The sequence below is a fragment of the Amycolatopsis sp. WAC 04169 genome (genome assembly GCF_003947535.1).
In the GTDB taxonomy this organism is placed as follows: Bacteria; Actinomycetota; Actinomycetes; order Mycobacteriales; family Pseudonocardiaceae; genus Amycolatopsis; species Amycolatopsis keratiniphila.
This window is the reverse complement of record NZ_QHJI01000007.1, coordinates 470780-484305: the sequence shown is the minus strand read 5'-3', so window position 1 is coordinate 484305 and position 13526 is coordinate 470780. Positions and strand designations below refer to the sequence as shown.

General features: G+C 69.1%; 11 protein-coding genes. 7 read left to right on the top strand and 4 right to left on the bottom strand.

Going from position 1 to position 13526, the window contains the following annotated elements; translation table 11 throughout:
• The first annotated feature begins 205 nt into the window (after window positions 1–205).
• Together DMC61_RS21475 and DMC61_RS21470 are read left to right on the top strand one after the other, a co-directional pair.
• Window positions 206–1228 (top strand): LLM class flavin-dependent oxidoreductase, encoded by a 1023-nt coding sequence (locus DMC61_RS21475; RefSeq protein WP_125690811.1) that lies wholly within the window; start codon window positions 206–208, stop codon window positions 1226–1228.
• A gap of 77 nt (window positions 1229–1305) precedes the next feature.
• A complete protein-coding gene (locus DMC61_RS21470) occupies window positions 1306–1965 on the top strand; it encodes a S1 family peptidase (RefSeq protein ID WP_125690810.1) in 660 nt (219 codons plus the stop codon).
• On the opposite strand, the gene DMC61_RS21465 is transcribed toward DMC61_RS21470, so the two are convergent.
• Together DMC61_RS21465 and DMC61_RS21460 are read right to left on the bottom strand one after the other, a co-directional pair.
• Window positions 1962–3335 carry a DUF6351 family protein gene (locus DMC61_RS21465; protein ID WP_125690809.1) on the bottom strand — a complete coding sequence of 458 codons (1374 nt, stop codon included), beginning with the start codon at window positions 3333–3335 and terminating at the stop codon, window positions 1962–1964. The genes DMC61_RS21470 and DMC61_RS21465 overlap by 4 nt on opposite strands.
• Before the next feature lie 61 nt (window positions 3336–3396).
• Entirely contained in the window at window positions 3397–3741 is a 345-nt protein-coding gene (locus DMC61_RS21460; protein ID WP_125690808.1) for a hypothetical protein, read from the bottom strand.
• Between the two features lie 101 nt (window positions 3742–3842).
• Between DMC61_RS21460 and DMC61_RS21455 the strand changes: the two genes are divergently transcribed.
• The 5 genes from DMC61_RS21455 (at window position 3843) to DMC61_RS21435 (ending at window position 10381) form a co-directional block, all read left to right on the top strand.
• Complete coding sequence (locus tag DMC61_RS21455; protein ID WP_125690807.1) at window positions 3843–5000, top strand: acyl-CoA dehydrogenase family protein; 1158 nt, start codon at window positions 3843–3845, stop codon at window positions 4998–5000.
• Window positions 4997–6163: a CaiB/BaiF CoA-transferase family protein gene (locus DMC61_RS21450; protein ID WP_125690806.1), complete on the top strand. Its 1167-nt coding sequence runs from the start codon at window positions 4997–4999 to the stop codon at window positions 6161–6163. The genes DMC61_RS21455 and DMC61_RS21450 overlap by 4 nt, the downstream gene beginning before the upstream one ends.
• A 44-nt stretch (window positions 6164–6207) precedes the next feature.
• Entirely contained in the window at window positions 6208–7047 is an 840-nt protein-coding gene (locus DMC61_RS21445) for an LLM class F420-dependent oxidoreductase (protein WP_199750054.1), read from the top strand.
• A gap of 117 nt (window positions 7048–7164) precedes the next feature.
• Window positions 7165–8793 (top strand): GMC family oxidoreductase, encoded by a 1629-nt coding sequence (locus DMC61_RS21440; RefSeq protein WP_125690805.1) that lies wholly within the window; start codon window positions 7165–7167, stop codon window positions 8791–8793.
• Between the two features lie 13 nt (window positions 8794–8806).
• Complete coding sequence (locus DMC61_RS21435; RefSeq protein WP_125690804.1) at window positions 8807–10381, top strand: succinic semialdehyde dehydrogenase; 1575 nt, start codon at window positions 8807–8809, stop codon at window positions 10379–10381.
• On the opposite strand, the gene DMC61_RS21430 is transcribed toward DMC61_RS21435, so the two are convergent.
• A complete protein-coding gene (locus tag DMC61_RS21430) occupies window positions 10378–11658 on the bottom strand; it encodes an MFS transporter (protein ID WP_125690803.1) in 1281 nt (426 codons plus the stop codon). The genes DMC61_RS21435 and DMC61_RS21430 overlap by 4 nt on opposite strands.
• Window positions 11655–13316, bottom strand: a complete 1662-nt coding sequence (locus tag DMC61_RS21425) for an amidohydrolase (protein WP_125690802.1) — start codon at window positions 13314–13316, stop codon at window positions 11655–11657. Before DMC61_RS21425 ends, DMC61_RS21430 begins: the two co-directional genes overlap by 4 nt.
• Window positions 13317–13526: the final 210 nt, after the last annotated feature.

Below are 13526 nucleotides of genomic sequence, written 5' to 3'. Positions count from 1 at the left end.
GTCATGGAAGTACTCACTTGCCGGCTACAGACACACTCAACTACCAACCACTACTTCAACCAAAGGCGTGTGGATAGTGAGCAAGTCGCCCTCGGACACACGCAGTACCCTACGAGGTGGAGCGGATGCCGTCCGCTCTTTCGCGTTATGACCGTGTACACAGCCGGCGGGGAATCAATCCTGGTCACGGAGCGCTTACACGGGCGTGAAGAAGATTGGTTTCCTGTCCTTCGGCCACTGGTCACCGAGCGCGCACTCCGAGACGCGGTCCGCGGCCGACTTCCTGCATCAGTCGATCGACTTGGCGGTCGCGGCCGAGGAGCTCGGCGTGGACGGCGCGTACTTCCGGGTGCATCACTTCGCGCGGCAGGCGGGGAGTCCGTTCCCGTTGCTGTCGGCGGTCGGGGCCCGGACGTCGAAGATCGAGATCGGCACCGGCGTGATCGACATGCGCTACGAGAACCCGATGTACATGGCCGAGGAGGCGGGCGCCGCCGACCTCATCTCCCGCGGCAGGCTCCAGCTCGGCGTCAGCCGGGGATCCCCGGAGCAGGTGATCGACGGCTGGCGGTACTTCGGGTACGGGCCGGCGGAGGGGCAGACCGCGGCGGACATGGCCCGGCAGCGCACCGAGGTCTTCCTCAAGCTGCTCGAGGGCGAGGGGTTCGCGCAGCCGAATCCGCGGCCGATGTTCCCCAATCCGCCGGGGTTGCTGCGGCTCGAGCCGTATTCGGAGGGGTTGCGCGAGCGGATCTGGTGGGGGTCCAGCTCCAACGCGACCGCGGTGTGGGCGGCGGAGCAGGGCATGAACCTGCAGAGTTCCACCCTCAAGGACGACGAGACGGGGGAGCCGCTGCACGTCCAGCAGCGCAAGCAGATCGAGGCCTACCGCGAAGCCTGGAAGGAGGCCGGTCACTCGCGTGAGCCGCGGGTGTCGGTCAGCCGCAGCATCTTCGCGTTGACCAACGACCTGGACCGCGCGTATTTCGGCCGCGACCGGAACTCGCGCGATCAGGTCGGCATGATCGACGAGACGACCAGGGCGATCTTCGGGCGGTCGTACGCCGCCGAGCCGGACGAGCTGGTGCGGGCGCTCAAGGAGGACGAGGCGATCGAGGCCGCGGACACCTTGCTGCTGACCATCCCGAACCAGCTCGGCGTCGAGTACAACGCGCACGTGCTGGAGAGCATCCTCACCCACGTGGCGCCGGAGCTCGGCTGGCGCTGAGAATGCGCGATTCGGCGGATGGGCCGGGGATGTCCCGCTCGTTACGATCGGGACATCCCCGGCCATCGGAGGGTCCCGTGAGACTGCCCCGATCCCTGTCCTGCCTGGTCCTGGCCTTCGGTCTGGCCTTGCCGTCGACCGCGCACGCGAGCGCTCCCGCCCCGCTCGGCGGCGGGAGCGTGTTGCAGAGCAGCGCCGCGACGCGGTGCATGGCCGGGTTCGCCGCCGTCTCGGGGAATACCGGCTACCTGATCGCGAGTTCGGCCTGCGGCAAACCCGGTGACACGATCCGCAGCGCCGGCCGGGTGGTCGGGGTGGTCGTGGGCGCCCAGACGCCGCCGACCGGCGCGATCGTCATCCGGGTGACCAACACGACCGACTGGCGGCTGGTGGCCTCCATCCCGCCCACCGAGCCCCGCGTGACGGTCACCGGGTCGGTCGAGGCCCCGGTCGGCGCGTCGGTGTGCCGGTACGGCGCGACCACCGGCTGGCGGTGCGGCATCATCCAGGCGAAGAACGTGTCGATCACCTTCCCGGAGGGGACACTGACCGGCTTGACCCGGACTTCCGTGTGCGCCGAGCCGGGGGACAACGGCGGGCCGTTCGTCAGCGGGACACAGGCCCAGGGTGTGCTGGTCGGTGGCAGCGGCAACTGCTCCAGCGGCGGCTCCACCTTCTTCGTCCCGGTCAACCGGGTCTTGTCGGCCTACGGGCTGACGATCCTCGCCGGAACCTAGAACGGCAGCGCCCTCGGATACGGGGGAGGGGAATGCCGCGCGAACGCCGGGGTGGTCGTCACCCGGGTCTCCCGTACGATGTCGAAGATCGTCTGGTGTTCCGGGGCGAGCGTGCCCGCTTCGGAGTTCAACGTGGCGGGGCCGGTCGACGGCCAGCGTCCGTGATCCAGCCGCCGTTCCAGCGTGCGCAGGGCGGTGATCTCCTCGGACGCGGTGAACACACAGTGACCTGCGCGGTTCACGAACAGCTGACGGAGTTCGTCGCCAGGTCCCACTCGTTCGGCGTAGGCGCGTTCGTGCGCCGCGGGGGCGGTGCCGTCCGCGACGGTGTGCATGGTCAGCACCGGGACCGGCGTGCGCCCCAGCGGCAGCCCGAAGCGGGCCAGATAGACCACCGCGGCCGGATCCGGGGTGATTCGGGGCGCCTTCGCCAGCCGGTCGAGGTCGGCGCCGAGGTCGAGCCCTGCCTCCGCGTAGGCGCGTTCCACCAGCGTCCGTTCACCGGAGTTCGCCAGGATCCGCCGGTAGTCGACACCCACGTTCCAGCCCGGGTTGCCGCCCGCCCGCTGTTCCAGCGCGACCCTGTCGACGCCGAACGCGCCGGCGCGGTAGAAGCGATCCCATACGCCCTGCCAGAAAACCTGGTCCGCGACGTCCGGCGGGCGAGGTTGCGTGGCGTCCAGCCAGCCTGGGATCTCGGCCAGCGCGTTCGCCATCGCGAGCCGCGCCCTGCCGCCCGGATTCGCGGTGGCGGCCTGCACCACGTCGACGAATCTGCCCACGTTGGCCGCGGGATCGGTGATCCGCACCAGTTGCAGCCGTGCGTCGAGCAGGGTGTTCAGCGCGTACCCGAGATCGAGCGACGAATTCCAGTGCGCGGCCCCGCCGGCGAGGTTGCCGCAGAAGGTCATCAGGCCGTCGAACCGGCGCGGATTCCGCTCGGCGAGCAGGGTCGCGGTGATCGCGCCCACCGATTCGCCCGCCGCGATGGTTCGCCGCGGCGGGCCGACCGTGCGGGTGAACCAATCGTGCAGCCGGGTCTGGTCGGTGAGCGCCTCCTCGATCGACCAGCCGCGCACGGTCCGGTACTGGGAGGCGGCCAGCGCGTATCCCTGCGCCAGCAGGAAAGACTCGGTCGCGGGCTGGGATGTCAACGCGATCCGATCCGGCTCCGGATAGGCCAGGGAGTACATCCCGTGGCTCCACAGCATGAGCGTGCCGTTCCAGTTTTCCGGCACCAGCACCAGATAGCGTGCGCCTTCGAGTTCGCCTTCGTACCTGGCGACCGGGCCGCCGGCCGAGGCGCGGGGCACCACCAGCCCCAGGAAGATCGTGAGCAGAGCCAGGAAGACCAGTCCGCGTCGTGCCACGACGACCACCCCCGCGCCTCATCCTTCGCCGCGCGGGGTGTGGTGTCGAGGTCCGCTCGGCCTAACTGAAGATGACCGAGCGGAGGAGGAGTCTGTCCGAGCCGCGGCCGCCGTGGGGGCGAAGCGAGAAGTAGGAATCACTCTTGCAGTCGTCGTCCAGGAACACCACGGCGGTCGAGTCGGTGTTGTTCCGCGGGCGGAACGCGTCGACGTCCCAGTCGGCTATTTCGGGAATCTCTATGCATTCGCCGCTGGGCGGGTCGACCAGGGTGCCGACCTGGATCTCTTCGTCTTCGTCGTAGTAGCGGTAGGTGAATTCGCCTTCGGCGGCGGAGGCCACCGCCGGGATCGTGAAGCAGAGGGCGAGGGCACTGGCGATGGACAGGAAAGCGGTTCGTGTACGCATGGTTCGACGTTAGGTCGGTGATCAACACCTCCGGTAGGTCCCGCGACGAGGTCCACCCGAGGGTGTGGACCTCGTCCGGACGGTGATCGATAGTGAGGGGCATGTACACCGGCAACCCCGACGTCCCCGACGACGTGTTCGCGGACGTTCTCGGCCAGATCGACGATTTCGTGCGCACCCGGGTGATGCCCCGGGAGCTGGAGATCATGAACACCGACGCCATCCCGGCCGATCTGCGGGCGCAGGCAGCGGAGATGGGGCTGTTCGGCTACGCGATCCCCCAGGAGTGGGGTGGGCTCGGCCTCGACCTGGTGCAGGACGTCGAGGTCGCGATGGCGCTGGGGTACACGTCGCTGGCGTTGCGGTCGATGTTCGGCACGAACAACGGGATCGCCGGTCAGGTGCTGGTCGGGTTCGGCACCCGGGAGCAACAGGCCCGGTGGCTGCCGGGGATCGCCTCGGGGGAGGTCGTCGCGTCGTTCGCGCTGACCGAGCCGGGCGCGGGGTCGAATCCGGCCGGGTTGCGGACCAGCGCGAAACCGGACGGTGACGGCTGGGTGATCGACGGCGGGAAGCAGTTCATCACCAACGCCACCGAGGCCGGCCTGTTCGTGGTCTTCGCGCGGACGGACACCGGGATCGCGGTGTTCCTCGTGCCGGCCGACGCGCCGGGCATCACGGTGGGGGCGAAGGACGCGAAGATGGGGCAGGAGGGTTCGCGGACCGCGGACGTGACGTTTTCGCAGGTCCGCGTCGGGCCCGACGCGTTGGTCGGCGGGGACGGGGAGGTCGGCTACAAGGCGGCGATGACGTCGCTGGCGCGCGGCCGGATCCACATGGCGGGCCTCGCCGTCGGGACGGCGCAGCGAGCGCTGGACGAGTCGGTCGCGTACGCCGCGACGGCGACCCAGGGCGGCACGCCGATCGGGGATTTCCAGCTGGTGCAGGCGATGCTGGCCGATCAGCAGACCGGTGTGCTCGCCGGTCGCGCGCTCGCGCGTGAGGCGGCGCGGGCGTATGTGACGGGGGAGGACCGGCGGATCGCGCCGTCGGCGGCGAAGCTGTTCTGCACCGAGATGGCGGGCAAGGCCGCGGATCTCGCGGTGCAGGTCCACGGCGGGAGCGGCTACATGCGCGAGGTCGCGGTCGAGCGGATCTACCGGGACGTCCGGCTGATGCGGCTGTACGAGGGCACGAGCGAGATCCAGCGGTTGATCATCGGCGGCGGGCTGGTGCGGGCCGAGAAGAAGAAGGCATGACGCGGCCGCTCGACGGGGTCACCGTCGTCGCCGTCGAACAGGCCGTGGCCGCACCGCTGGCCACCCGCAACCTCGCCGACCTCGGCGCGCGGGTGATCAAGGTGGAACGCGTCGACGGCGGGGATTTCGCCCGCGCCTACGACCACGCCGTGCACGGCAGCGGCGCGCATTTCGTCTGGCTGAACCGGGGCAAGGAATCGCTCGCCGTCGACCTCAAGACCGGCGAAGGCCGTGACGTCGTCCGCCGGCTGGTCGCGAAGGCCGACGTGTTCGTGCAGAATCTCGCCCCCGGCGCGGCGGAGCGGCTCGGTTTCGGTGATCTGCGGGCGGATCACCCCGAACTGGTCGTGGTGAACCTGTCCGGGTTCGGCGCGGGCGGGCCGATGGAGCGGCGCAAGGCCTACGACATGCTGATCCAGGCCGAGGCCGGGCTCATCGCGATCACCGGAACCCCGGACGCGCCGGCGAAGACCGGGATCCCGACCGCCGACATCGCCTCGGGCATGTACTGCGCGCAGGCGGTGCTGGCGGCGTTGCTGCGCCGCTGGCGCACCGGCGAGGGCGCGACGATCGAGGTCTCGATGCTGGAAGCCACCGTCGAATGGATGGGATACGCGCTCAACACCCGGATGTACGCCGGCACCGAGCCCGAGCGGATGGGGCTGAGCCACAGTTCGATCGCGCCGTACGACGCCTTCCCGACGCGTGACGGCCAGATGCTCATCGGCGTCCAGAACGACACCGGCTGGCGCACGCTCGTCACCGATGTCCTCGACGCGCCCGAACTCGCCGACGACCCGCGCTTCACCACCAACGTTCAGCGGGTGGCTCATCGCGCGGAGTGCGACGCCGCCGTCGCCGCCAGGACTTCGTTGTGGTCCAACAGTGAACTCGACGAACGGCTCGCCGCTGCCGGGGTTCCCGCCGCGCAGCTCAAGGACGTCGGCCAGGTCGCCGATCACCCTCAATTGCGGGCGCGCGACCGGTGGCGCAAGGTCGGCACCGAATTCGCCCGGGTCGACGCGCTGCTGCCGCCGGTGACGTTCGACGATTTCGAGGCGTGCATGGGCGATGTCCCGGCCCTGGGAGAGCACACGCGCGCGTTGCTCGTCGAGTCCGGAGTGGACGCCGACGACTATCTTCGCCGCGGCATCGCCCGCTGATTTTCAGAAGCGACTGGAGGAACTCCAGGTTTACGATCAAGATCATGCGATTCGCCATCAAGACTTCGCCGCAGGACACCGTTTGGTCCGACATGCTCGCCGTCTGGCAGGCCGCCGACGAGATCGAACTCTTCGAATCGGGCTGGACCTTCGATCACTTCTATCCCATTTTCTCGGATTCGACCGGTCCGTGCCTGGAAGGGTGGGTGACGCTCACCGCGCTCGCGCAGGCCACGAAACGGCTCCGGCTGGGCACGCTGGTCAGCGGGATCCATTACCGCCACCCGGCGCTTCTCGCGAACATGGCCGCGACCCTCGACATCGTTTCCGGCGGCCGGCTGGAGATCGGCGTCGGCGCGGGCTGGAACGAAGAGGAATCCGGCGCGTACGGCATGGAACTGGGCACCATCAAGGAGCGCAGTGACCGGTTCGAGGAGGCCTGCGAGGTCCTCGTCGGCCTGCTGACCCAGGAGACCACCACCTTCCAGGGCGAGCACTACCAGCTGACCGACGCCCGCTGTGAACCCAAGGGCGTGCAGAAGCCGCATCCGCCGATCTGCATCGGGGGCAGCGGCGAGAAGCGCACCCTGCGCACGACCGCGAAGTACGCCCAGCACTGGAACTTCGTCGGTGGCACGCCGGAGGAGTTCGCCCACAAGCGCGAGGTGCTGCACCGGCACTGCGCGGACATCGGCCGGGATCCCAAGGAGATCACCTTGTCCTCGCACGTGCGCCTCGGCACGGACGGTGACTACGCGAAGGTCGCCGCGGACGCCGAAGCACTCGGTGAGGTGGGCCTCGACCTGGCGATCATCTACCTGCCGCCGCCGCACACGCCCGCCGTGCTGGAACCGCTCGCGAAGGCGCTCGAACCGCTGCGCTGAGGTCTCGGAGGCCGGCCGGGGAGCGACGGCCCGTTGCGGAACCGGCCGGTCTCGCTATACGGTGACAGAACTAGAACAGGTTACAGTTCTGCACGGTGGGCTGACCGAGGAGCGGACATGGCGAACAGGGCTGCGCGCGGCGACGAGGCCGACTACGTGGTCGTCGGATCGGGCAGCTCGGGTGCCGCGGTCGCGGGCAGGCTGGCGGCGGCCGGGGCCAGCGTGATCGTGCTCGAAGCGGGTAAGACGGACGAGAAGATGCTCGTCAAGAAGCCGGGGCTGGTCGGCCCGATGCACGCGGTGCCCCAGCTCAAGAAGCCGTTCGACTGGGGCTATTACTCGGTGCCGCAGAAACATGTTCTCGATCGCCGGATGCCGGTGCCCGGCGGCAAGGTGGTCGGCGGCTCCAGCTCCATCAACGGGATGGTCTACGTGCGCGGCAACCGCGCCAACTTCGACTCCTGGGCCGCCGAGGGCAACAAGGGCTGGGACGCCGACAGCGTCAACGCCGCGTACAAGCGGATGGAGGACTTCGAGGACGGCGAAAACGACTTCCGCGGCGCGGGCGGGCCGATCCGGGTCACCCGCAACAAGACCCCGCAGGAGGGCACGCTCCAGTTCCTCCAGGCGACCGCCGACGCGATCGGCTGCGAGATCCTCGACGACTACAACGCCGAGTCCCAAGAGGGCGTCAGCCGGATGCAGCAGAACGCCGCCGACGGCCTCCGCTACAGCGCCTCCCGCGGCTACATCCACCATCTCGCGCCCGCAACGCTTCAGGTCCAGTCCGGGGTGCTGGCGAAGAAGGTGGTCATCGAGAACGGCCGTGCCGTCGGTGTCGAGGTCGTCGACGCGAACGGGGGCCAGCGCATTCTGCGCGCGGGCAAGGAGGTCATCCTCTCGGCGGGCTTCGTCGGGTCCGCGCAGTTGCTGATGCTGTCCGGGATCGGCCACGCCGAGCACCTGAAGGAGCACGGCATCGACGTCGTCGCGGACCTGCCGGTCGGCGACAACCTGCACGACCACATGTTCCACGCGCTGACCTTCCGCGCGTCGTCGAGCAAGAACAGGGGCACGCCGCCGTACTTCGCGCGCGGCCTGGTCAGCGAACTGATGCGGCCCGGAACGACGTTCCTGGCGAACTCGGTCTTCGAGGCGGTCGCCTTCCTCAAGACCTCCCAGGCCGCCGAGGTGCCCGACCTCCAGCTGCACCTCCTGCCGTGGGCGTACGTGACGCCGAACCAGGACGCGCCCATCCGGCACGACGTCGACAAACGTCCCGCGCTCACCGTGCTCACGACGCTGATCTACCCGAGGAGCCGCGGCACGCTGCGGCTCGCTTCGGCCGATCCCACCGCGGCGCCGCTCATCGACCCGCAGTACCTGTCCGACCCGGCCGATCTCGAGGTGCTCGGCGAGGGCTCGGAGATGGTCCGCGAGATCTTCGCGTCGAAGGCGTTCAACGGCTCGATCAAGGAGGAGCTGCACCCGGGCAAAGCCTTGCAGGGACAAGAACTGCGCGACGCGATCCTGAACCGCGCGACCTCGGTCTACCACGGCGTCGGCACCTGCCGGATGGGCGTGGACGAACTCGCGGTCGTGAGTCCCGACCTCAAGGTCCGCGGGGTCGAGGGCCTGCGGGTCTGCGACGCCTCGATCATGCCGTCGATCACCGGCGGCAACACCAACGCGCCCGCCATCATGATCGGCGAGATGGGTGCGCAGCTCGTCTTGTCGGACAACTGACGGAAAGAGGGCCATGACCGTCACACCGCTCGCGCTCACCCGTCCGGCGTCGGTGACCGACGCCTTCCTCCGGCGGCTCGCCGCCCGCGTGCCGGGCTCGTCCGGCGCGACCTGGAAACTCAACGAGGTCTACACCGGCGAAGTGCTCGTCGAGCTGCCACAGTCGACCCCCGCCGACATCGAGCAGGCGTTCGTCACCGCGCGCGCCGCGCAGGAGAAGTGGGCCGCCACCCCGCTCAAACAGCGGCTGGAGGTGTTCAAACGCGCGCACACGCTCTTCGTCGACAACGCGCCGGCCGTCACCGACCTCATCCAGGTCGAGAGCGGCAAGAACCGCCGGATGGCGATCGAGGAGACCTGCGATCCGGCGATGGTGATGAGCCATTACCTCACGCGCGCCGCCAAACTGCTGGCGCCGGCGAAACGCGGGGGACCGGTCCCGTTCCTGACGACCTCGACGGAGATCCGGCAGCCCAAGGGCGTGGTCGGGATCATCGCGCCGTGGAACTTCCCGTTCGCCACGGGTATTTCCGACGCCGTCCCGGCCCTGATGGCCGGGAACGCGGTGGTGCTGAAGCCCGACAACAAGACCGCGCTCTCCCCGCTCTACGGCGTCGAGCTGCTGGAACAGGCCGGGCTGCCGAAGGGGCTGTTCCAGGTGGTGTGCGGCGAGGGCCCGGACGTCGGACCCACGCTCATCGGCCAGGCGAACTACGTGATGTTCACCGGTTCCACCGCCACCGGCCGGGTGATCGGCGAACAGGCGGGCCGCAACCTCATCGGCTGCTGTCTCGAACTCGGCGGCAAGAACCCGATGATCGTGCTCGAAGATGCCGATCTCGACGAGACCGTGCAGGGCGCGATCTTCGGCGCTTTCGGCAACACCGGGCAGATCTGCATGCACATCGAACGGATCTACCTGCCGGAATCCCGCTACGAGGAGTTCAAGAACGCCTACGTGGCGAAGACCAAGGCGCTTGACGTCCGCGCCGCCTACGACTTCGGGCCGGACATGGGCTCGCTCGTCTCCGTCGACCATATGAACCGGGTCAAATCCCATGTGGACGACGCCGTGGCCAAGGGCGCGACCGTCCTTTGTGGAGGAAAGCCGCGGCCCGACCTCGGCCCGGCGTTCTTCGAGCCGACGATCCTCGAAGGCGTCACGAAGGACATGCTCTGCGGCGTCACCGAAACCTTCGGACCCGTTGTCGCGCTGCACAAGTACCGCACGGTCGACGAAGCCGTCGCGCTCGCCAACGACACCGAGTACGGCCTCAACGCCTCCGTCTGGGGCCGTGACGTCGGCGCCGCGCGTGCGGTGGCCGCGCGGATCGAGTCCGGCAACGTCAACATCAACGACATCCTGGCCACCGCGTACGCCTCGAAGGGGACACCGTCCGGCGGGGTCAAGAACTCCGGCGTCGGCGCCCGCCACGGGGACCAGGGCCTGCTCAAGTACACCGACGTGAAGAACGTGGCGGTGCTCAAGAAGCAGGTCATGGGCCCCCGCGGCGGCCAGACCTACGAGAAGTACGTCGAAGGGATGCTGTCCGGGCTGAAACTCATGCGACGGCTGCGCATCCGCTAAACCTCGTCGGTGTGCTGCGGCGCGGCCAGCACACAGGCGATGCTCAGCACGCACATCCCGATCAGCAGGCCGATCGCCGGCCAGACACTGCCGGTCGCCTGGAACAGCAGCGTCGACACCAACGGCGAGAGGCCGCCGAACAGCGCGCCCGCGAGCTGATAGGACAGCGAGATGCTGGTGTAGCGCGCCCGAGGGCGGAACATCTGCGACAGGATGGCGGCGATCGGGCTGTAGGTCGCCGTCATCGCCAGGCGCATCGCCACGAACGCCGCGATGATCAGCACCGCGTTCTTGGTCGAGAGCACCAGGAACTGCGGGGCCGCGAGCACGGCGACCCCGACGAGACCGATGACGACCACCCGCACCCGGCCGAAGCGGTCGCCGAGCCAGGCCGCGCCGAAGCTCACGGCCAGTTCCACGAAGGCCGCGATGGTGAGCGCGTTGAGCACCAGCGATTCGGAGACGCCGACGGCCGGATCGGTCGCGTACGCCGTCGCGAACGTGGTGACCAGGTAGTAGCCGCCGACCGCGACGGGCAGCACGCAGATGCCCAGCAGGATCGGCTTCCAGTTGGTCCGCACCGCGTACAGGATCGGCACGCCCGTTTCTTCGGTGGTTTCCTCGAAGACCGGTGACTCCTCGACCTTCAGCCGCACGAGAAGGCCGACCCCGATGAGCAGCGCGGACGCGAAGAACGGGATCCGCCAGCCCCAGGTGGCGAGCCATTCCGTGCCGCCGGTGCTCAGCAGGCTGAACAGACCGGTCGCCAGCAACGCGCCCGCCGGGTTGCCCGCCTGCGCGAACGCGCCGTAGAACGTCTTCTTGTCCGGTGGAGCGTGTTCGACGGCCATCAGCACGGCGCCGCCCCACTCACCCCCGACGGCGAGCCCTTGGACGAACCTGAGCACCACGAGCAGGATCGGCGCCCACGTGCCGATCTCGTCGTAGCCGGGCAGGCAGCCGACCAGGAAGGTCGCCACGCCCATCATGGTCAACGTGACCACGAGGGCGGTCTTGCGGCCGACCCGGTCACCGACGTGCCCGAACACGATGCCGCCGAGCGGCCGCGCGAAGAAGCCGACGGCGTACGTCGCGAAGGCCGCCGCGACACCGGTCAGCCGGTCGCCGGTCGCGGGGAAGAACACGGTGCCGAAGACGAGGCTCGCGGCCGTGGCGTAGATGTAGAAGTCGTACCACTCGATCGTGGTGCCGACGAAGGCCGCGAGCCCGGCCCGGCGGGCCCGGCGGAGCGACTGGGTGTCGGTTCGGACGGTCATCGGGCCACCTCGCCGTCGATCCAGGTTTCCAGCACGCCGATGCCCGCGATCCGGCTCGGGTCGCAGGTGAGGGGATTCTCGCCGAGCAGCACGAAATCCGCGCGTTTGCCGGGCGTGATCGAACCGAGGTCGCGTTCCCGGCCGAGCACCCTGGCGCCGGCGATCGTATGCGCGGCGACGGCCGACCGGACGTCGATCAGCAGGTCGTCGCCGCCCAGCCGGTGGCCGCGGCGGGTCGTCCTGGTCACCGCGGTCTGGATGGCTTCGAGCGGATTCGGCTCCGCGACCGGCGCGTCCGAGCTCAGCGTGACCGGCACGCCCGCCGCCTGGAACTCGCCGAGGGGGTTGAACCGCTCGCCGGGGGTGCCGACGGCGTCGGTGACGCCTTCGCCCCAGTTGTAGTAGTGCTGGGGCTGGTTGACCGGGTGGACGCCGAGCGCGGCCATCCGCTCGATCTGCTCCGGGGACGGCAGCCCGCAGTGCTCGATGCGATGCCGCGCGTCGGGCCGGGGAGTCCGCTGCTGCGCGTCCTCGATGGCGTCGAGCACCATGGCGATCGCGTCGGGGGACTGGGCGTGGGTCGCGGTCTGGAGCCCGGCTTCATGGGCTTTGTCGATGAGTGCCGCGTAGTCCTTCGGGTCGTGGTAAAGCTGCCCGGTGCGGCAGGGATCGCCGACGTAGCCATCGGGGAAGTACGCGGTCCACCCGCCGAGGGTGCCGTCGGCGTAGAACTTGATCCCCGCGAACGCGAGGCGCGTGGTGCCGAAAGCGCCGTGCAGCCCCATTTCCAGGGCCTGGTCGAGCAGATGGGACAGCAGGTACATGTGGACGCGCGTCTTGAGCCGCCCGGCCTCGTCCAGCCGCAGGTACATGTCGAACTCGCGGCGCGTGACCTGGGCGTCGCCGATCGCGGTTACCCCGGCGGCGAGGAACTTCTCCTGCGCCGCGGCCAGTTGCCGCGCGTGCTCCTCTGGCTCGTCTTCGAGGTGGAAGTTCGGCCCGTGCCGTCCCACCTTCACCCCGGTGACCCCGGTGAGGATGTTGCACGCCGCGTCCGAGAGTTCGCCGGTGAGTTCGCCGTGCTCGTCGCGGAAGAACACGCCGCCGTCGGGATCCGGGGTGTCGCGGGTGACGCCGTTGCGCCGCAGCGTGAAGCTGTTCACCACGCCGCCGTGCCCGCTGGCGTTCATGAGATAGACCTCGCGATCGACGGCGACCGCGTCGAGTTCTTCTTTGCGGGGATGCCGTTTCTCGGCGAGGTTGCGGTGCTCGTAGCCGTAACCGCGGATCGGCCTGCCCGCCGGGGTGTTCTCGGCCGCCTCTCGCAGCAGCGTGACGATCTCGGGAATGGTCGACGCGCGTTCGGGGCCGCAGTCGACCCAGGTCATCATCTGCCCGTACATCAAGGGATGCGCGTGCGGATCGACGAATCCCGGCAGGAGCGTGCCCGGCATCCGCCGCACCTGCGGATCGGGACGGCCGAGGCTCGCCGCGCGGGTACGGCAGTCGTCCAGGGAACCGACCGCGGCGATCTCCTCGCCGAACACGAGGACCGCTTCCGCGCCTTCGGTGGCGTCGTCGACGGTCACCAGCTCATCGGGACGCAGGATCGTCGCTCGCGCGTCGAGGACTGAACGATCGAGGGGCAACAGGCGCATCGGGCGGACTCCTGGGGTTTTCGACGGTGAAGTGGGGCGAAGGTAAGCGACGAAAACTCCGGGCGCAATCAGATCGGTCGCGTGCGGACGGTGTTCACGATCGATCTGTCCACGATCATGAACACAAAGCGCTATCTCGGCTGTTCTGGAGGCGGTCATGCCGGTGATATGGTGCGTCCCGCCGTCGGAAATTCAGCAGAGGAGAAATCG